Source organism: Massilia sp. Bi118 (genome assembly GCF_918697865.1).
Classification (GTDB): Bacteria; Pseudomonadota; Gammaproteobacteria; order Burkholderiales; family Burkholderiaceae_D; genus Telluria.
Window position 1 is genome coordinate 1 of record NZ_CAKKMV010000010.1, and the last position, 18,700, is coordinate 18,700.

General features: G+C 66.1%; 20 protein-coding genes. 10 read left to right on the forward strand and 10 right to left on the reverse strand.

The genetic code is table 11. The features are described from left to right. Window positions 1–81: 81 nt before the first annotated feature. Together LQV39_RS15730 and LQV39_RS15735 are read right to left on the reverse strand one after the other, a co-directional pair. On the reverse strand, window positions 82–1,104 hold the full coding sequence (locus tag LQV39_RS15730) for a YihY/virulence factor BrkB family protein (RefSeq protein WP_230027076.1): 1,023 nt from the start codon (window positions 1,102–1,104) through the stop codon (window positions 82–84). Between the two features lie 83 nt (window positions 1,105–1,187). Further along, a complete protein-coding gene (locus tag LQV39_RS15735; RefSeq protein WP_307727855.1) occupies window positions 1,188–2,219 on the reverse strand; it encodes an OmpA family protein in 1,032 nt (343 codons plus the stop codon). Between the two features lie 609 nt (window positions 2,220–2,828). On the opposite strand from LQV39_RS15735, the gene LQV39_RS15740 reads away from it, so the two are divergent. From LQV39_RS15740 to phbB, 5 genes are all read left to right on the forward strand, one after another. Continuing rightward, complete coding sequence (locus LQV39_RS15740; protein ID WP_230027078.1) at window positions 2,829–3,434, forward strand: winged helix-turn-helix domain-containing protein; 606 nt, start codon at window positions 2,829–2,831, stop codon at window positions 3,432–3,434. A gap of 193 nt (window positions 3,435–3,627) precedes the next feature. Then, the gene (locus LQV39_RS15745; RefSeq protein ID WP_230027079.1) at window positions 3,628–4,407 is read left to right on the forward strand and encodes a glutathione peroxidase; all 780 of its coding nucleotides are present in this window, start codon (window positions 3,628–3,630) and stop codon (window positions 4,405–4,407) included. Beyond that, the gene (locus LQV39_RS15750) at window positions 4,407–5,282 is read left to right on the forward strand and encodes a zinc-dependent peptidase (RefSeq protein ID WP_230027080.1); all 876 of its coding nucleotides are present in this window, start codon (window positions 4,407–4,409) and stop codon (window positions 5,280–5,282) included. The genes LQV39_RS15745 and LQV39_RS15750 overlap by 1 nt, the downstream gene beginning before the upstream one ends. A gap of 181 nt (window positions 5,283–5,463) precedes the next feature. Beyond that, the gene (locus LQV39_RS15755; RefSeq protein ID WP_230027081.1) at window positions 5,464–6,018 is read left to right on the forward strand and encodes a hypothetical protein; all 555 of its coding nucleotides are present in this window, start codon (window positions 5,464–5,466) and stop codon (window positions 6,016–6,018) included. Between the two features lie 106 nt (window positions 6,019–6,124). Then, window positions 6,125–6,883, forward strand: a complete 759-nt coding sequence (gene phbB / locus LQV39_RS15760; protein WP_230027082.1) for an acetoacetyl-CoA reductase — start codon at window positions 6,125–6,127, stop codon at window positions 6,881–6,883. On the opposite strand, the gene LQV39_RS15765 is transcribed toward phbB, so the two are convergent. From LQV39_RS15765 to LQV39_RS15800, 8 genes are all read right to left on the reverse strand, one after another. Next, window positions 6,880–7,269 (reverse strand): TraR/DksA C4-type zinc finger protein, encoded by a 390-nt coding sequence (locus LQV39_RS15765; RefSeq protein WP_230027083.1) that lies wholly within the window; start codon window positions 7,267–7,269, stop codon window positions 6,880–6,882. The genes phbB and LQV39_RS15765 overlap by 4 nt on opposite strands. Window positions 7,270–7,439: 170 nt before the next feature. Then, window positions 7,440–7,958, reverse strand: coding sequence for a hypothetical protein (locus LQV39_RS15770; protein ID WP_230027084.1), 519 nt, complete (start codon window positions 7,956–7,958; stop codon window positions 7,440–7,442). A 15-nt stretch (window positions 7,959–7,973) separates the two neighbouring features. After that, window positions 7,974–8,834: a hypothetical protein gene (locus tag LQV39_RS15775; RefSeq protein WP_230027085.1), complete on the reverse strand. Its 861-nt coding sequence runs from the start codon at window positions 8,832–8,834 to the stop codon at window positions 7,974–7,976. Window positions 8,835–8,881: 47 nt separating this feature from the next. Then, window positions 8,882–9,691 carry a hydroxypyruvate isomerase gene (otnI, locus tag LQV39_RS15780; RefSeq protein ID WP_230027086.1) on the reverse strand — a complete coding sequence of 270 codons (810 nt, stop codon included), beginning with the start codon at window positions 9,689–9,691 and terminating at the stop codon, window positions 8,882–8,884. A gap of 72 nt (window positions 9,692–9,763) precedes the next feature. Next, window positions 9,764–11,077 (reverse strand): MFS transporter, encoded by a 1,314-nt coding sequence (locus tag LQV39_RS15785; RefSeq protein ID WP_230027087.1) that lies wholly within the window; start codon window positions 11,075–11,077, stop codon window positions 9,764–9,766. Window positions 11,078–11,095: 18 nt separating this feature from the next. Beyond that, window positions 11,096–11,530, reverse strand: coding sequence for a MarR family winged helix-turn-helix transcriptional regulator (locus LQV39_RS15790; protein WP_230027088.1), 435 nt, complete (start codon window positions 11,528–11,530; stop codon window positions 11,096–11,098). Between the two features lie 172 nt (window positions 11,531–11,702). After that, window positions 11,703–13,181, reverse strand: coding sequence for a DEAD/DEAH box helicase (locus LQV39_RS15795; RefSeq protein ID WP_230027089.1), 1,479 nt, complete (start codon window positions 13,179–13,181; stop codon window positions 11,703–11,705). Between the two features lie 327 nt (window positions 13,182–13,508). Continuing rightward, window positions 13,509–14,288: an inositol monophosphatase family protein gene (locus LQV39_RS15800; protein WP_230027278.1), complete on the reverse strand. Its 780-nt coding sequence runs from the start codon at window positions 14,286–14,288 to the stop codon at window positions 13,509–13,511. Window positions 14,289–14,313: 25 nt separating this feature from the next. Between LQV39_RS15800 and LQV39_RS15805 the strand changes: the two genes are divergently transcribed. The 5 genes from LQV39_RS15805 to LQV39_RS15825 all read left to right on the forward strand — a co-directional run bounded on the left by LQV39_RS15805 (window position 14,314) and on the right by LQV39_RS15825 (window position 18,700). Then, window positions 14,314–14,484 (forward strand): hypothetical protein, encoded by a 171-nt coding sequence (locus LQV39_RS15805; RefSeq protein WP_230027090.1) that lies wholly within the window; start codon window positions 14,314–14,316, stop codon window positions 14,482–14,484. Next, window positions 14,481–15,248: an RNA methyltransferase gene (locus LQV39_RS15810; protein ID WP_230027091.1), complete on the forward strand. Its 768-nt coding sequence runs from the start codon at window positions 14,481–14,483 to the stop codon at window positions 15,246–15,248. The genes LQV39_RS15805 and LQV39_RS15810 overlap by 4 nt, the downstream gene beginning before the upstream one ends. Window positions 15,249–15,574: 326 nt before the next feature. Continuing rightward, window positions 15,575–16,096: a twin-arginine translocation signal domain-containing protein gene (locus LQV39_RS15815; protein ID WP_230027092.1), complete on the forward strand. Its 522-nt coding sequence runs from the start codon at window positions 15,575–15,577 to the stop codon at window positions 16,094–16,096. Then, window positions 16,093–17,769 carry a GMC family oxidoreductase gene (locus tag LQV39_RS15820; RefSeq protein ID WP_230027093.1) on the forward strand — a complete coding sequence of 559 codons (1,677 nt, stop codon included), beginning with the start codon at window positions 16,093–16,095 and terminating at the stop codon, window positions 17,767–17,769. Before LQV39_RS15815 ends, LQV39_RS15820 begins: the two co-directional genes overlap by 4 nt. A gap of 16 nt (window positions 17,770–17,785) precedes the next feature. Next, window positions 17,786–18,700, forward strand: a complete 915-nt coding sequence (locus LQV39_RS15825; RefSeq protein ID WP_230027094.1) for an alpha/beta fold hydrolase — start codon at window positions 17,786–17,788, stop codon at window positions 18,698–18,700.

Here is an 18,700-nt window from a genome sequence, read left to right on the forward strand (position 1 = left end):
GGATGGAGGTGGTGGCGGAGTTGTTGGGCGAGTGACCCCCGCCTTCGCGGGGGGCATGCAGGGCAATGCCCGGAATGCCAATCAGGCGTTCTGGCCCACAGCCACGCCCAGCCGCCGATCCGGCGCCCCGGCCGTACGCCGGTCCCGCGACCCCGAAGTCCTGCGCTCGCGCATGCGCCGCTCCGGACGGCCATCCGGCAAATCGCCCAGCGGCGACACCTCATTCTCCTTGGCGTCCTTGCGCAAGCTGCCCATCTGGATCGCGTACTGGCGCGCGAATTCGGCGCCGAGGAAGAAGATCTGCGCCGAGTAATACACCCACAGCAGCAGCGCGATCAGTGAGCCGGCCGCGCCGAAGCTGTCGGTGGTGCCGCTGTTGCCGATGTACAGGCCGATCGCGAACTTCCCCAGCGTCCACATGAGGGCGGTGCCGAGCGCGCCGATGGTGACGTCGTGCCAGGACAGCTTGATGCGCGGCAGCAGCTTGTAGATGGCGCCGAACATGACGGCGATCACCAGGAAGCTGAAGAGCGAGGCGACCCAGCCCAGGACGATGGTGGCGTCATGCCACATGCCGCCGATGAAGTCTTCGACCACGTTGAGGCCGGCCGATATCACGAGCGAGGTCATCAGTAGCAGGGCCAAAGTCAAAATCAGGCCGAACGACAGCAGCCGGGTGCGCACCGTGTCCCACCAGCCGGCGTCCTTCGGCGGCGGCACGTCCCAGATCTCGTCCAGGCTGTCCTTCAGTTCGGAGAAGGCGCTGGTCGCGCCGACAATCAGCAGGACGCCGGCAACGATGGTCGCGAACAGGCCGCTGTCCTTGTTGCGGGCGCCGGCCACGATCGCCTGTATGGTCTCGGCGCCCTTCGGGCCGACCAGGTGGCGCAGCTGGCCCATCAGCTGCCCCTGGGCCGCTTCGGTACCGTAGAAAAAGCCGGCGACGGCAATCACCAGCACCAGGATGGGGGCAAGCGAGAACAGCGAGTAATAGGCGAGGGCCGCGCCCTTGCTCGCAGCGCGGTGTTCCATCCATTCCGTCACCGAGCAGCGCATCACGTGCATGAGCTTGCGGGGGGGCGGCAGCCATTTTTTTAGATCCATATCGCTTCCTCCAAAACAGGAACGCGCCCGAAGGCGCGTTGATTGCGGTCAGCAAGGGAGCGTGGAGACTCCCATGATGCCTGTTACTGCACGCGGCGTTCGATGGTGATCTGCTCGACCTCGACGCGGCGGTTCGGCGCCAGGCACTCGATCAGCTCCGACTTCTTCTTCTGGTTGCAGTCGGTGACAACCGGGTCTGCTTCGCCTTTGCCGCTGGCACGCAGGCGGTTGGCATCGATGCCCTTGCCGACCAGATAGTCCTTCACGGCGTTGGCGCGGCGCTCGGACAGCTTCTGGTTGTACTTGGTCGAACCCAGGCGATCGGTATAGCCGGTGATGTCGACATTGGTGATCGAGGTGTCGGCTTGCAGGGCAGCGGCGATCTCATCCAGCTTCGGCGCCGGCAGGATCACGGTAGCCTTGTCGAATTCGAAGGTCTTGCTGGCGTCCAGGGTCACCTTCTCGAAGCGGGCCGGCGGCGGCGGGGCCGGTGCCGGTTCCGGCGCCGGGGCCGGTGCCTGCGCGACCGGGGTCGGCTCGACCACCGGAGCCGGTGCCGGCGGCGCCGGCGGCGGGTTGAAGGCGTAGATCAGGCTGAAGCTGACGTACTTGGTCAGGGCCTTCGAGAAGCCGAACTTGTCGTCGTCGTTCAGGTTGCTCTTCATGGCGCGGCCGTCCAGCTGCACCGACCAGCGGTCGTTCAGGCTGGCCTGCACACCCAGGCCGGCGGTGTAGTAAGGCGACCAGCCGGAAGCCTTGAAGCCCGGACGGGTTGCGCGGTCACGCTCGCCACCCACACCGACCAGCAGGAACGGACGGATCTGCTTACGCGACAGCATCAGCAGTGCGTCGACGCCGACCACGGTCTGGCGGTACTTGGTGAGATTGTTGTCGGCACGCGCTTCGGTGGCGCCGATCTGGATGTCCCACAGCGGGTGCACCGGCTTACCGAATTTCAACCCGCCGCCCCAGTCCTTGTCGCCGACGCCGAAATCGTGGTCCGGCTTGATGCCGACGACGGTCGGTGCGATGTACCACGACGGGTTGATGACTTCTTGAGCCAGCGTCGAACCAGCCGAGCAGAGCAGGGCAGCAGCAAGAGCGATCTTCTTCATATTATTCACAGGTAACTCCCATAGGTTGTAAAAGTACTGACATCGCGTGCCTAGCAGTGATGTTGTGGTCAAGAATACAAGCCCGTGTGTCCAAGGGTCCGTGCGGTACCGCACCTAGCCACCCGTGTTTGTGACAATTACGCAACGCGGCAGTTCCCTTTTTGCCCTGCTCAGCCATTAAATTCGGTTTAAGATGCCCGATCGTCGCTCTTTGTCGGCCATTTATTTCCCCGACGGAAGATTGAACGGGCGGAAGCATTTCCGAAATGAATTGTTTCTATTTGTAATAATTGCAGGATCGGCAAGTCACATCCCTTCACCTGGTTCCGGAATGTCAGCGTTTCTACAGGCAGCCCTTGCCGGGCATGCCATAAAAACCGTCGGTTTTCCCCGTTTTACGCAATTATGCGCCTGTGCCGCGTCAATACGGCATTGGAAAAATAACTTTGAGAAATTTTCGGCAATGTTGGCTGGCGCACAGAAGCCCGGGTCTGATGCAGGCAATCTTGTATCCAGTTAAGCGGAACCGGCAAGTTGTCTCAGGGTCATACAGATAAACGCCGGTCCGGGCCATACCGAACACAGTCTCATAACATGGAGTAAACCAACATGCATGCAGCGACTCACCACAATGCGGTGCAAGGCGACACCAGCGCAGTGCACACGTCCAGCAACTCTGCACTGATCGAACGTGTCCCGCCCCAGCCGACCGAGCGCGCCCCGATTTCGCTGGCGCCGATCGAGCGCGTGCGGTCGACCTCGGCCACCCAGCGCCGTATCGAAAACATGCAGAAGCTGATTGGCGAGCTGCAAACGCATGAAATGCTTGCCGACGAGATCGCCTGGTTCCTGAAATTCTCGCCGTCGGGCGCCCGCAAATACATCCGCGACCTGCGTGAAGCCGGCGTGATCGAACTGGCCCGCTACATCGAGGGCACCGCCACCTACCTGGGCAAGGCGGTCTACCGCATCTCCCCGGATCCGGAGCGCGTCAAGGCCTTCCTGGCCGCGATCTGCCAGCCGAAGCGCGAAGGCGCCGCCCCGCGCAAGGAGCGCCCGGGCCTGCGCGAGCAGAGCATGGCCGGCACCGGCCGCCACTTCCACATTCTGGCCGACGACACCCACTACGCGATCCGCGTGAACCGCAGCCCGGTCACCCGCGATCCGCTGGTCGCAGCCCTGTTTGGCCCGGCCCCGAGCCAGGTTGCCAAATAAGGCAGTCCGATCCGGCCCAGCACCGAATCTGCCCTGACCCGTACGCGGCCTTGACGGCTGCCATGCGAGGAAACGGCACGATGCACGCCACCGCCCACGGGCGGTGGTTTTTTTTTGCAATTGAAAAACCGATAAGGGTTCCCATATGCGGCGGGAAGCGGCAAACCGCCGCGCTGCCAACACAGGAGAACCCATGTTACCGAGTGCCGAATCGCTGGAAGGAAAGCCCGTACCCCAAGTAACTTTCAAGGCCCGCCCGGGCGACGAGTGGCGCGACATCACGAGCGACGAGCTGTTCAAGGGCAAGACCGTGGTCGTGTTCGCCCTGCCGGGCGCCTATACGCCCACCTGTTCGAGTGCCCATCTGCCACGCTATAACGAACTGGCGCCGGTTCTGCGCGAAAATGGGGTCGACGACATCGTCTGCATCACCGTCAACGATCCTTTCGTCGTCAACGAATGGCAGCGCAGCCAGGAAGCGGACAACATCACCATGATCCCGGACGGCAACGGCGACTTCAGCGAAGGCATGGGCCTGCTGGTGGACAAGCGCGAGCTCGGCTTCGGCAAGCGCTCCTGGCGCTATTCGATGCTGGTGAAGGACGGCATCGTCGACAAGATCTTCATCGAGCCGGACAAGGAAGGCGACCCCCTCGAAGTGTCGGATGCCGACACCATGCTCCGCCACATCAATCCGGAGGCCAGGCCGCGCGAGCCGGTGGTCATGTTCTCCAAGCCCGGCTGCCCCTACTGCGCGCGCGCCAAGGCCGTGCTGAAGGCGAAGGGAATCACCTACACGGATATTTCCCAGGACCAGAAGATCAATACCAGCGTGCTTCGCGCCGTGTCTGGCGAAATGACCTGGCCGCAAGTCTTCATCGGCGGCACCCGGATTGGCGGCGCGGAGGCGGTCGAGGCGCACTTTGCGCCCCCGGCCGGCGGCGGCGCAGCCGACAGCGCGGCGACTGCGTGATGGACACCGGCGCCGCCCTCGTCTGTGCCGCCATCGCAAGCGGGCTGCTGCTGGCCTGGGGCATGCCGCGCTGGCGCCTGCGCCAGGCGCTGGCCCGTCCGCTGAGCAGCGCCCAGCTGGGCATCATCGAGCGCAACGTCGTGCAATACCGGGGCATGCCGGCGGCCATGCGCGAGCAGCTGCAGGGCCTGGTCAAGCGCTTCCTGCACGAGAAGACCTTCGTCGGCTGCGCCGGGCTGGAGCTGACCGAGGAGATGCGGGTGACGATCGCGGCCCAGGCCTGCCTGCTGCTGCTGAATCGCAGGACCGGGGTCTATCCCGGCCTGCATGCGGTGCTGGTGTATCCGGGCGCCTTCCTGGTGCCGCGCAAGCAGGTGGACGCCGGCGGCGTGGTCACCGAGACGCGCCAGGATCTGCTGGGCGAATCCTGGGGCGACGGCCGCGTGATCCTGTCCTGGGACCATGTGCGCCGCGCCGGCCACGACCCGGAAGGCGCGCAGAACGTGGTGCTGCACGAGTTCGCGCACCAGCTGGACAGCGAATCGGGCAGCACCAATGGCGCGCCCATCCTCGGCAGCGCCGAGCGTTATCAACGCTGGTCGGAAACCCTGGCGCGCGATTTCGCACAATTACAGCGGGATACCTGGTGGGGCTACCGCGACGTGCTCGACCCCTACGGCGCCAGCAGCCCGGCCGAATTCTTCGCGGTCGCCACCGAGAGTTTCTTCGAGCAGCCGCACGCGCTGGCGGCGCGCCATCCCGAGCTCTACGCCGAATTCGAACGCTATTTCCGCGTCGACCCGCGCGACTGGTTCCCGCAGCCGCAATGGCAGGAAACGGAGCCGCACGGGCTGGTCTACGGGCAGTGGCAATAATCGAGCGTTCAACAATGCCCCAGGGCAAGGCGCATTGTCGAAGACAGTACGATAGTACGGCGAGACGATGCAACGCCGCCATGGGGTATTGTTGGGCGCTCGACAGCGTGCGTTTGCGTACAGAGAGCAGGCCGCTACGCGCGCATGCTCTGCAGTACTGAAGAATCCAGGAGGATTACACATGTCCATGATCATTGCAGGGCACTTCCAGTTGCAGGAGGAGGTCGAGCGGGCCCGCCGCGCGCTCCTCGACGCCGGCTTCTCGAGCGAACGCATCAGCGGCTTCTATCTCAGCCAGCCGGGCCAGCACGACCAGACCCCGATCGGCGGCGATCATATCCAGTCGCCGGGCGCCAGGGAAACGCCGGAAGGCCTGGCCAAGGGCGCGAGCGCCGGCGCCGCGGTCGGCGCGGTGGCGGGCGCGGCGACGGCGCCGGTGACCGGGCCGCTGGGCCCCATCGTCGGCGGCCTGGTCGGCGCCCACGTGGGCTCGCTGTTCAGCTTCTCCAAGATGAAGGAAGCCGGCGAGAAGGAAGAGGGCGGCCGTGCGCCGATTGAAAACCGCCACGCCGGCATGCTGGTCGCGGTGGCTTTCGACGACACCGGCCTCGAAAGCCAGGCGGTCGACGTGCTGCGCGGCCTGGGCGCCACCCAGATCGAGCGTGCGCGCGGCAATATTGTCGACGGCGACTGGGCCGACTTCGACCCGGGCAGCGCACCGGACATCATCCGCTAGGCAAGATTTTTCGTTTGAGCTGCATCAAAGCTCAGCCTGATGGCAATCCTAGACTCGGTATTTCCCGCCGCGTATTCGCGGCCTTACCGACGACAGGACGACAGCCATGCACGATGATAAAGCGGCGACGAAAGTAGCCTTGGTAACGGGCGGAATGGGTGGACTGGGCACGGCGATCTGCCGGCGCCTGCACGACGAGGGCTTCCGGGTGGCGGCGACTCATTCGCCGTCCAATCCCACGCCGGAAGCCTGGCTGGCGGCCCAGCGCGACGACGGTTACCGCTTCAAGGCCTACAAGGTCGACGTCACCGACTATGGCGATTGCGAATGGATGATGCAGAAGCTGCTGGCCGAGATGGGACGGCTGGACGTGCTCGTCAACAATGCCGGCATCACCCGCGACCGCAGCCTGCGCAAGATGAGCCTGGATGACTGGCAGGCCGTGCTGCGGGCCGACCTCGACAGCGTCTTCAACCTGAGCAAGCAGGCGATAGAGCCGATGATGGCGCGGCGCTGGGGCCGGGTAGTGAACATCTCCTCCGTCAACGGCCAGCAGGGCGCCTTCGGCCAGGCCAACTACGCCGCCGCCAAGGCCGGCATGCACGGCTTCACCAAGGCGCTGGCGCTGGAAATGGCGCGCCATGGCGTCACCGTGAACACGGTCTCGCCCGGCTACCTGCGCACCAAGATGGCCGAGGCGGTCCCGGCCGACGTCATGAACGAGCGCATCCTGCCGCAGATCCCGATGGGCCGCCTGGGCGAGCCGGACGAGGTGGCGGGGCTGGTCGCCTATCTCGTGTCGGAAGAGGCCGCCTTCATGACCGGGGCGAACCTGGCCATCAATGGCGGGCAGCACATGTATTAAGCGCGCGGGTTGCGCTCCGAGCGCGTCTGGCAGGCGATGCACAGGCGCGCTTCGGGTCGGGCCAATAATCGCGAGGCGCCTATGGGCTGGCCGCAGACTTCGCACAGCCCATAGCTGCCGTCCTCGAACCTGGCCAGCGCATGGCGCAGCACCTGCAGTTCGGCCGCGTGATGGCCGGCGGCCTCGCGGCTGAGGTCGTTCAGCAGGCGCACGGTGGCGCGGTCGAGCGGGGAAGATTCCACTTCAGAGACCGGCAGCTCGCCCTCGACAGCGGGCGCCGCTTCCATGCTTTCCAGCGCGCGCAGGCGCTGTTCCAGCATGGCTTTCAGGAGGGGCAACTGTTCCGGATCCAGCGCCTGGGGCTGGACAATAGGATTGACGCTCATTGGAAGGTCCCCCGAAAAAGCCGACTCGCGGAGGACCAGTGTAGCGCAAACTTACAGCGTTCAACAAAGCCCTCAGGGCAAGGCGCACCGTCGAAGACAGTACTCTAGTACGGCGAGACGGTGCAACGCCGCCCTGGGGGCTTTGTTGGACGCTGCTGCCGTTGACGTGTTTAAGCCGGCGGTGCCTCGTGCACGGCCACCACATCCAGCTGGGTCTTGAGCTGGTCCACGGCGGCCAGGATGGGCACGACCTGGCCGGTGGCGGCCGCGGCGGCCAGCCCCAGCAGGCGGGCGACCAGGGTGATGCCGTCGCCGATGCGGGTGATCTTCTTGATCTTGTCGGCGGCGTCCGCGGTGAGCGCCACCAGGTGGGCTTGCGACTGGCCGAGGGGCGCGACGATGCAGGCCGCGGCGTCGGCATACAGGCGGTTGGCGCGCTGGCGCAGCTCGATCTCGGCGTCCAGCAGGGCGCGCGCCACCGATTGCTCCGCTTCCGGCACCTCGCCATGGTGCTGCTCCTGGCTGCGCCGGATGTCGCGCATGACCCGTTCGTGGATGCTGTCGGCGCAGGCGGACAGGCGGTCGGCCAGTTCCTCGACCTGCTTCGCGGTGGAGAGCGCCTGGGCCGGGGTCTGCGCTTCCGGCTTGCCGGGCGCCGCCGGCAGGTTCGCGGGTTTGTCGTTAGCCATGTGGTTTCCTCGAGGTTATTCGGAGATGGCGTCGCGCAGCGCGCGCAGGTCGCGGCCATAGGCGGCGATCATCTTGCGCGTCTCGTCGGCGCGCAGGTCGTGCAGGTGTTCGCGCAGCTTCTGGTGCGCGAGCGCGACCTTGGTGAGTCCCTGCAGCGCCAGGTCGTAGCGTTTGTCGATCAGCTTGTACTCGGTCGACTTGTTCAGGTAATGGACCTTGGCCAGGGTCACCAGCATGCGGTCCGAGTTCCTGGTCGAGAAGGGGATCTCGACGTCGAAGATGCCGAGGATGGTTTTCTTCTCGTTCTCGTTGGTCTTGGCGTACAGGCGGGTCAGGTTGATCATCGCTTCCAGCAGCACCTGCACGTCGGCGTCGCCGTCGCGCACCATGGTCTCGACGCTGCGGTTCTGGTAGCCGGAGGCGATCACCCGGGTCAGCAGCCGCGTCAGGCCGGTATAGGCGACGATGTGGCGCTGCTGCAGGCCGGATTCGCTGTTCGCCTTCAGGCCGTTGCCCAGATCGTCGAGCTGGGTCGACAGGTCGTAGCGGGCTTCGCCGGCCAGCAGGCTGAGGGTCTGCATGTAGAGCACCAGGCTCTTCTGGATGGCGATGAAGTCGTCGTAGACGGCCTTGCGGCGCGCGTCGTTTTCCCTGGCGATGCGGTCGGCGGCGGGCGACAGATAGGGCTGCTCGCGTTCGTAGGTGTCGCGGTAGCGCTTCGACAGCTCGGCATAGCCGCCCAGGCGGGCCGAGGCGTCGGCGAATTCCCGCACTTCCGCGAGGCTGACCGGTCCGCCGGTGCTGGCGCAGCCGCCCAGCAGCAGGCTGGCGACGAGAACAAGCAGCCAAGGGCGCCAAAACAGTTTGATGTTCATGGGTCCTTTCTAGGCGGCAAAAGGCCGAGCCCGAAAAGCCCATTCTTTCAAAGTTGCCTGCTGGCTACCTTGCCTCGTATCAAGTCAACCTGTGAAAGCCAGGCCAGGCCTTCGATGGTGTTGCCTTGCGGGATGTATTCGCAGCCGACCCAGCCGTCATAGCCGAGCTCGTCCAACAGCTTCAGCAGGAAGGGGAAATTGATTTCGCCGGTGCCGGGCTCGTGGCGGCCCGGCACGTCGGCCAGCTGGACGTGGCGGATGATGGGCAGGCGCTCGCGCAGGGTATGCGCCAGGTCGCCTTCCATGCGCTGCATGTGATAGAAGTCGTATTGCAGGAACAGGTTGTCCAGGCCGCATTCGGCGATGATCTCCGCGGCCTGGTTGCTGCGCGTCAGGAAATAGCCGGGGATGTCGCGGTCGTTGATCGGCTCGACCAGGACCTCGATGCCGTGCCGGGCGCAGGCCTCGGCGGCGAAGCGCAGGTTACTGACGAAGGTGGCATGGGCGCGCTCGGGCTCGACCTTGGGCGGCAGCTTGCCGGCCAGGCAGTGCAGGCGCGGCACCCCGAGTTCGGTCGCGTAATCGATGGCCAGCTCGACGCTGTCCTGGAATTCGGCGATGCGGCGCGGATCGCAGGCGAAGCCGCGTTCGCCCGCGGCCCAGTCGCCGGGCGGGAAGTTGTGCAGCACCAGCTGCAGGCCGTAGCGCTGCAGGCGGCCGGCGATCTGTTCCGGCTCGAAGGCATAGGGAAACAGGAACTCGACCGCGTCGAAACCGGCCGCACGGGCCGCGGCGAAGCGCTCGAGAAAGCCGAGTTCGTTGAACATCAGGCTCAGGTTGGCAGCAAATTTTGGCATGCCATAGTGTAGCCGAAATAGCAACGCGCCGTGGGGAGGCCACGGCGCGATTGCCTGTCGGACGCCGGCTTGTCAGCGTGTCGGCGTGGGCGTAGCCGCGTCGGATTTCTCCGGGGTGATGTCGGCCAGTCTTGCCATCGGCGTGAACAGCCAGGCCGCCAGCGCCGCCACGCTCAGGCCCAAACCGGCGCCGGTGAACAGGGTCGCCAGGCTGAGCACGCTGGCCATCCAGCCGGCCAGGGCCGCCGTCAACGGGGCCAGGCCCATGAAGACGAACATGAAGATGCTCATCATGCGGCCCAGCATGTTGGGCGCGACTCGCTGCTGGATCCAGGTGAACACGGCCACCTGGATATAGCCGCCCAGTACGCCGATGCCGCCGAGGAGCAGCATGCCCTGCCAGCTACTTGTCACGAGGCCCAGCGGCATCAGCAGGACGCCGGCCAGGCCGTCCACCAGCAGCAGGGTCAGGCCGAGATTGCCGAGCCGGCGGCCCTTCAGGATGCCGGACAGGGCCATGCCGGCCAGCGATCCGGCGCCATGCGCACCCATCAGCAGGCCGAGGGCGGCGGCGCCGTGCAGGCGTTCGCTGGCCAGCAGCGGCATCGCCACCTGCATCACGCCGCCGGTCACGCAAGCGCACAGCCCCCAGTACAGGAAGGCGGTGCGCAGGGTGAGGTCGCGCCACAGCGCGGCCAGGGCGGCGCCGACCGAACGCAGCACCGATGGCGCCGGCGCGGCTTGATTCGTGCGCGCGGCCGGATCGGGCAGGAGCGGCCTGACCTTGGCCAGGGTCCAGGCGGACAGCGCGAAGCTGAAGGCGTCGAAGGCGAAGGCCAGGCCCAGGCCCAGTGCGTGGCCTTCCTGCATGCCGCTGCTGCCGTCGCCGGCCAGCGCGAACAGCAGACCCGCCAGCAGCGGCCCGGCCAGCATGGTTACCTGGCGCACCGCCATCATCATCGCATTCGCTCCTGGCAATTGCTGGGGCTTCACGGCGTGCGGCAGCATCGAGGTGCCGGCCGGAATGCTGAAAGCCGAGGCCAGGCTGAGGACGATGGCCAGCACAGTCACCAGCGGCAGCGTCGCGCGGCCGCTCAGCACCAGGGCCGCCAGCAGACCCAGCAGGACCGTGTTCACGTGCTTGGTCAGCATCAGTACCCGCTTGGGCGAATGGCGGTCGACCAGGGCGCCGCCGAACAGGATCAGCACCGCGCGCGGCACGCCCAGCAGGGCGACCATGGCGCCGAGCGCCAGCGGATCGCGGGTCAGCTGCAGGACCAGCCAGGGCAGGGCGATCATGGTGAACTGGTCGCCGAGGGCGGAGATCACGCCGCCGCTCATCAGCCAGGCGAAATTCGGATCGCGAAGCAAGTTCTTGTTATTCATGTCTCTTCAGGATGTCGTTTATTGTCCGGTGCCCGCCAGCTGGGCCAGCAGGCTCGAGGTCGCTTCCAGCTGGGCCCGCGAGGGGGCGCCCAGCATGGCGCGGCTGATGTTGTCGACCACGGTGGTCGCGTTCGTGACCAGCTCGCTGCCGGTGGCGGTGATGATGGCGTAGCCGACGCGGGCGTCGCGCGGATCGCTCTGGCGGTCGACCAGGCCGATCTTTTCCAGCGGCAGCAGCGAGCGGGTGACGCCGGAGGCGGTCAGGCCCAGTTTCTCGGCCAGGTCGACCCGGCGCAGGCGGCCGCCGGGGGCGCGCTGCAGGTGCAGCAGCAACTGGTAGTCGGCAAAGCTGATGCCGTGGTGTCCACCCAAGGCGCTGTCCAGGCGGCGCGAGAGCGTGGCCCAGGCGCGTCCCATGCGCAGGCAGAATTCGGTGGTGAGGGTGTCGTCCATGAGGATCTCCTGATAATTGAAGAGTACTTGATTAATCAAGTATATCCCTCTTTTTCGACACTTTGCAAGTACTTGAGTAATCAAGTATCTAAAAAGGCGACAAAAAAGCCGCGCTACCCGTTTGCAGGTAGCGCGGCTCTATTCAGTGCACGTTGGAATCAGCGATCGGCGATCAGCGGTCGCCGCCGCTGCGTGCGCCTGCCGGACGCGGGCCGCGGCCCTGGCCGCCACGACCGCCGCCACCGTTGCCGCCACCGTTGCCACGGCCGCCGGCGTTGGCGCCGTTACGGTTGCCCGGCTGGCCGCCGCCGTTGCGCGCTGCGCCGCCTGCCGGGGCGCTGCTGCGCTGGCCGTTCGGGGCAGCGCTTCTGCCTGCGCCCGCGCCGGCGGCGCGCGGCTGTCCGCCACCGCCAGGACGACCGCCGCCCGGACGGCCGCCGCGGTTGCCATGGCCCGGCGCGCCGCTGCGCAGCTGGATCGGCTGGGCCTTGGCGTTCGGGTCCGGCTCGAAGCCCGGGATCACCGCGCGCGGCAGGGTCTGCTTGATCAGCTTCTCGATATCCTTGAGCATCTGGTGCTCGTCGACGCAGACCAGGGACACGGCTTCGCCGGTGGCGCCGGCGCGGCCGGTGCGGCCGATACGGTGCACATAGTCTTCCGGCACGTTCGGCAGGTCGTAGTTGACCACGTGCGGCAGCTGGTCGATGTCGATGCCGCGCGCCGCGATGTCGGTGGCGATCAGGGCGGTCAGGCTGCCGTCCTTGAACTCGGCCAGCGCCTTGGTGCGCGCCGACTGGCTCTTGTTGCCGTGGATCGCCATCGCGCCGATGCCGTCCTTGCCGAGCTGCTCGACCAGTTTATTGGCGCCGTGCTTGGTGCGGGTGAACACCAGCACCTGTTTCCAGTTGTTGGTCTTGATCAGGTGGGCCAGCATCGGGTGCTTCTTGTCGCGGTCGACCGGGTGGATCATCTGCTCGATGACTTCGACGGTCGAATTGCGGCGCGCCACTTCGATCAGTGCCGGGTTGTTCAGCAGCTTGTCGGCCAGGGCCTTGATCTCGTCCGAGAAAGTGGCCGAGAACAGCAGGTTCTGGCGCTTCGGCGGCAGCACCGCCAGCACCTTCTTGATGTCGTGGATGAAGCCCATGTCCAGCATGCGGTCGGCTTCGTCCAGCACCAGGATCTCGATCTTGTCGAGCTTGATGGTGCCCTGGCCGACGTGGTCGAGCAGGCGGCCCGGGGTGGCGACCAGGATGTCAACGCCGTTGGCCAGCAGCTTGATCTGCGGGTGGATGCCGACGCCGCCGAAGATCACGGCCGAATTCAGGTTGGTGTACTTGGCGTAGGTGCGGATGTTTTCCTCGACCTGGGCCGCGAGTTCGCGGGTCGGGGCCAGCACCAGGGCGCGGATCGCGCGCTTCGAGGATTTGTTGGTCAGCGCCATGCCGGCCTTGTCGGTCGACAGGCGGTGCAGCACGGGCAGCGTGAAGCCGGCGGTCTTGCCGGTGCCGGTCTGGGCGCCGGCCAGCAGGTCGCCGCCGCCGAGCACAGCCGGGATGGCCTGTGCCTGGATCGGGGTCGGCGAGGTATAGCCGGCTTCAGTTACGGCACGGACGAGGGCGTCGGTCAGACCGAGAGTATTGAATGACATAGATTTTCTGTAGGGATCGGCGCGTCGCTTTCGCTTCGAAGGCGCCAGTCAGGCCGATCGGATTACACAAGGCAGGGCGGCCGGTACTGGTGCCGGTACGCCGTGTCGCAGTCATCAACACAAAGGTTAAGGACCACGCGATTATAATTCAAAATGTTTCGCTGGGGAAATTTTAGCGCAGCCGTCGGGCTGATGAGGCAGGGAGACGCGGCGCAGTGCAACGACGGTGCAGAGCGCCGGAAGCAGACGGGTATTTTACGCGAAAGCGATCAAGCCCGCTGAACGGGCCAATATCGTCGGGGGCGACGGTTCCCGCCCCTCGATCAATCAGGCAAACGGCTTCAGGACCTGGACCATGCCGGCGAAGACCTTCGGGCCGGCGGCGATGATGTCACCCTTGTTCAGGTACTCGGATTCGCCGCTGAATTCGCCGACGATGCCGCCCGCTTCGGTCACCAGCAGGGAACCTGCGGCAATGTCCCAGATCTTCAGGCCCTTTTCGTAGTAACCGTCGACGCGGCCGGCGGCCACGTTGGCCAGTTCCAGCGCGGCCGAGCCGCTCGAGCGCACGCCGTGGCAGCGCGCCGCCACCACTTCGTACATGCGCAGGTATTCGGCCAGCGCGCGCGGGTCGGCGCCATGGCCGGAGCCGATCAGGGCCTTGTTGATGCGGTCGGGATTGCGGACGCGGATGCGCTTTTCGTTCAGGTAGGCGCCGGCGCCCTTGGTGGCGGTGAACAGGTCGTTGCGGACCGGATCGTAGACCACGGCCTGGGTGATCACGCCGCGCTGCTGCAGCGCGATCGAGATGCAGTAGTTCGGGTAGCCGTGCATGAAGTTGGTGGTGCCGTCGATCGGATCGATGATCCAGACGTATTCGCTATCGTCGTTCAGGTTGGCGGTCGGGCCGGACTCTTCGCCCAGGATGGCGTGGTCGGGGTAGGCCTTCAGCAGGGTCTCGACGATCGCCTGCTCCGATGCCTGGTCGATATCGGTGACGAAATCGTTGTGGTTTTTTTCGCTGATGGTGATACGGTCGAGATCGAACGAGGCGCGGTTGATGACCGTGGCGGCGCGGCGGGCGGCCTTGATGGCCGTATTGAGCATTGGGTGCATAAGAGCTTCCTGAAGAATGCTGACGCCCACCGCCGCAGTGGAATACCTGCGCGCCGTGAACGATCAAATAGCGATGAGAATGACAAAGAGCAAAGCGGTGCCGAAACCGTTAAAATCGCCGCCGGATCCTCGATCCTGGCCGCATTTCAACCGCTCGTCACCGCGCGATGGCGCTATTTTACAATGAACCCGACCGAAACTGACATCTCTCTTTTCAAACGGCTACGCTTTGTGCTAGTGGAAACCAGCCGCGCGGGCAATGTCGGCTCGGTTGCGCGCGCCATGAAGACCATGGGCTTTTCCGAACTGGTGCTGGTGGCGCCGCGCTGCGAGCAGCCGCTGACCGATCCGGAAGCGGTCGCCTTCGCCAGCGGCGCGATCGACGTGCTGGAAGGGGCGCGCATCGTCGGCAGCGTCGCCGAGGCGCTGGAAGGCTGCAATTTCGCCGCCGCCGTATCGGCCCGCCTGCGTGAATTTTCGCCGCCGGTGTGGACGCCGCGCGAATTTTCCGCGCACGTGGCCTTGAGCGCCGACCTGCGCCCGGCGCTCATCCTCGGCAACGAGCGCGTCGGCCTGCCAAACGACATCGTCGCCGGCTGCAACGTGCTGATCAACATCCCGGCGAATCCGGCCTACTCCTCGCTCAACCTGTCGCAGGCGGCCCAGGTGCTGGCCTACGAATGCCGCCTCGCCGCGGAAGGGGACGCATCACAAGCGAGCCGCACCCAGGCCGGCGTCGGCTTCCAGGGCGAAGCGGCCAGCATGGCCCAGATCGAAGGCATGTACGCCCACCTCGAAGAAGCCCTGGTCGCCATCGGCTTCCTGAATGCCGACAACCCCAAAAAACTGATGCCGCGCCTGAAACGCCTGTTCGCCCGCACCCAGCTCGAAACCGAAGAAGTCAACATCCTGCGCGGCATCGCCCGCCACATGCAAAAGCGCCGCGAATGAATTCGGGGTCAGTGAATTCGGGGTCAGAGCACTTTATTGCCAAAATTCGGGGTCAGAGCACTTTTTTTGGCAATGGCGCTCAGGAACGGATTGCACAGAAGCTTTGCCGATCCGCGCCGTGGTGCAAACGATATTCGGTTCTTTGCCTGCTGTTGCAAACGACGTTTGCCCGCCGCGCAAACGCATAAAGTGGTCTGACCCCTAATTTCAACAATAATGTGCTCTGACCCCGAATTTTGGTGGCTAGACGAAGGGCTCTAGTTTTCGGCGTTTTCCACATGAATCTTTCGCTTACACTAGGCAAAAAAGCAAGATAAAGGTTCGATATGGAGACTAGCCGCAGATCCTTCCTCAAGGCCGGCGCCCTGGCTGCGCTCGTGCTGGCCGCCGGCGGCGGCATTTACCGCTATGCCAATCCGCCGGCGCCCAAGGGCTTCGTGCTCGATGGCGAGGCGCGCGCGGCCATGCATGCCATCGTGCCGGCGATCCTGGCCGGGGTGCTGCCGACCGGGACCGGCGCGCGCGCGCGGGCGATTGCCAATACGGCCGAGCGCCTGAACCAGACCATCCTCGGCCTGCCGCTAGCCACCCAGCAGGAGGTGCAGGATCTGTTCGGCCTTCTCGCACTGGGGCCGGCGCGGCGCCTGCTGACCGGCATCCCGCACGGCTGGAGCGCAGCCACCGAGCCCGAGGTGGCAAACTGGCTGCAGGACTGGCGCACCCACCGGCTGGCGCTGCTGCGCACGGCCTACCAGGCCCTGCACGACCTGGTGCTGGGCAGCTGGTACAGCGATGCCGCCAACTGGGCGGCGATCGGCTATCCTGGACCGCTGAAGGAGCTGGCATGAGCAACCCGAACATCATTCCCGACCCGATCGCGGCCGGCCTGGCGCGCGGCTGGAAGGTCGTCGACGGCGCCCGCCTGGATGGCGACCGCAAGCTCGACGCCGACGTCGTCATCGTCGGCAGCGGCGCCGGCGGCGGCGTGACGGCCGAGATCCTCGCGCTCAGCGGCCTGTCCGTCATCATCGTGGAAGAGGGCGCGCTGCAATCCTCGCGCGACTTCCGCATGCGCGAAGCCGAGGCCTATCCCGCGCTCTACCAGGAGTCGGCCGCGCGCAAGACGAAAGACAAGGCGATCAACATCCTGCAGGGCCGCACGGTGGGCGGCTCGACCACGGTCAACTGGACCTCGAGCTTCCGCACCCCGCCCGACACGCTCAGGTTCTGGCAGCAGCGCTACGGCCTGAACACCTACTCGGAACAGGAACTCAAGCCCTGGTTCGAACTGATGGAAGCGCGCCTGCACGTCGGCGACTGGCAGGCGCCGCCCAACGAGAACAATGACCTGCTGCGGCGCGGCGCCGACAAGCTGGGCATTCCGACCGGCTTCATCCGCCGCAACGTCAACGGCTGCTGGAACCTCGGCTATTGCGGCATGGGCTGCCCGACCAATGCCAAGCAGTCGATGCTGGTCTCGACGATACCTTCGGCGCTCGACCATGGCGCCACCCTGGTCACGCGCGCCCGCGCCGAGCGCTTCCTGATCCAGGGCGAGAAGATCGAGGCGCTCGAATGCAGCGCGATCGACGCCGCCGGCATCCACGCGACCGGCCGCCGGCTGCGCCTGCGCGCCAGGCACTATGTGCTGGCCGGCGGCGCGATCAACTCGCCGGCGCTGCTGCTGCGCTCGAAGGCGCCGGATCCGAACCGGCTGCTGGGCAGGCGCACCTTCCTGCACCCGACCCTGATCTCGGCCGCGGTGTTCCCGCAGCGCGTCGAAGGCTATGCCGGCGCGCCGCAGACCGTCTACTCGGATCACTTCCTGCACACCCAGGCGATCGACGGTGCGCTCGGCTACAAGCTGGAAGCGCCGCCGCTGCATCCGGTGCTGCTGTCGACCACCATGACCGGTTTCGGTGTCCAGCACGCGGAGATGATGCGCCAGTTCCCGCACCTGCAGGGCATGCTGGCGCTGCTGCGCGACGGTTTTCATCCCGATTCGCAGGGCGGCACGGTGCAACTGGCCGGGCAGGGCGCGCCGGTGCTCGACTACCCGCTCACCGACCCGCTCTGGGACGGCGCCCGCCGCGCGCTGCTGACCATGGCCGAGATCCAGTTCGCGGCCGGCGCCAGCGCCGTGCAGGTGGCGCACGAGACCGCACCGCGCTACGCCTCCTGGCAGGAAGCAAAGCAGGGTATCGCCGCGCTGCCGTACAAGCCGCACCTGACCAAGGTGGCCTCGGCCCACGTGATGGGCGGCTGCATGATGGCCGGCGATCCTCGCGCCGGCGTCACCGGCCCGGATGGGCGCTACCATGGCCTGGCGAATCTCTCGGTGCACGACGGCTCGCTGTTCCCGACCTCGATCGGCGCCAATCCGCAGCTGTCGATCTACGGCATCACGGCGCGCCTGGCCAGCCAGCTGGCGCAGGCGCTGACCGGCCGCGCAGCTGCACGTCCGACAGCGGCGCCGGACGCCGGCATGCCGGCCGGCGTGGTGCCGATCAAGGCCGCATGAAAAGCCGCAGGAAACCATGAAAAGCGCCCGCCAGCTGTCGCGCACTTTGCTGCTGGTGCAACTGGGCGCGGCCATCCTGATCGCCTGGGCGGCAATGGCGCGCTTCGGGATGGCCGGCTGGCAGGCGGCGCTGACCGGCGTCGCCAGCGTGGTGCTGGTGCGCCTGCTCATCAACATGAACAACTTCGCGATGGCGGCGCGCTTCGCCAGCGCCACGCCGCCCGGCTTCCACCTCGGCCTGAAGGACCGCCTGCGCCTGCTGGCCGAAGAATTCAGGGCCAGCATGGTGGTCACCTCATGGCAGCTGCCGCGCGCCAGCGCCGCCACCCGCATCTACCCGGACAGCAAGCAGGTCCCCGTGCTGCTCCTGCACGGCTACGGCTGCAACAGCGGCTACTGGGCGCATCTGACGCCCTTGCTGGACGCCGCCCGCATCAGCCATGCGAGCGTCGACCTGGAACCGGTGGCCGGCGACATCGACGGCTACGTGCCGCTGGTCGAACGCGCGGCGCGCGAGCTTCAGGCAGCGACAGGCGCAAAACAGATCGCGATCGTCGCCCACAGCATGGGCGGCCTGGTCGCCCGCGCCTGGATGCGCGCGCATGGCACAGCCGGAGTGGCGCGCGTGATCACCCTCGGCTCGCCGCACCACGGCACCGCGCTGGCGCGCTTCGGCCTCGGGCAGAACGCCTTCCAGATGCGTGACGACAGCGCCTGGCTGCGCGCGCTGGCGGCCGGCGAGGATGCCGCCACAAGGGCGCTCGTCAGCTCGCTCTACACCCACCACGACAACATCGTCTCGCCGCAGGAATCGAGCCGCCTGGAAGGCGCGCGCAACCTGGAATTCGGCGGCGTCGGCCACGTCGCCCTCGGCAGCAATCCGCGCGTGCTGGCCGCCGTCATGCAGGAGCTTGCCGCACTGGTTTCCTGA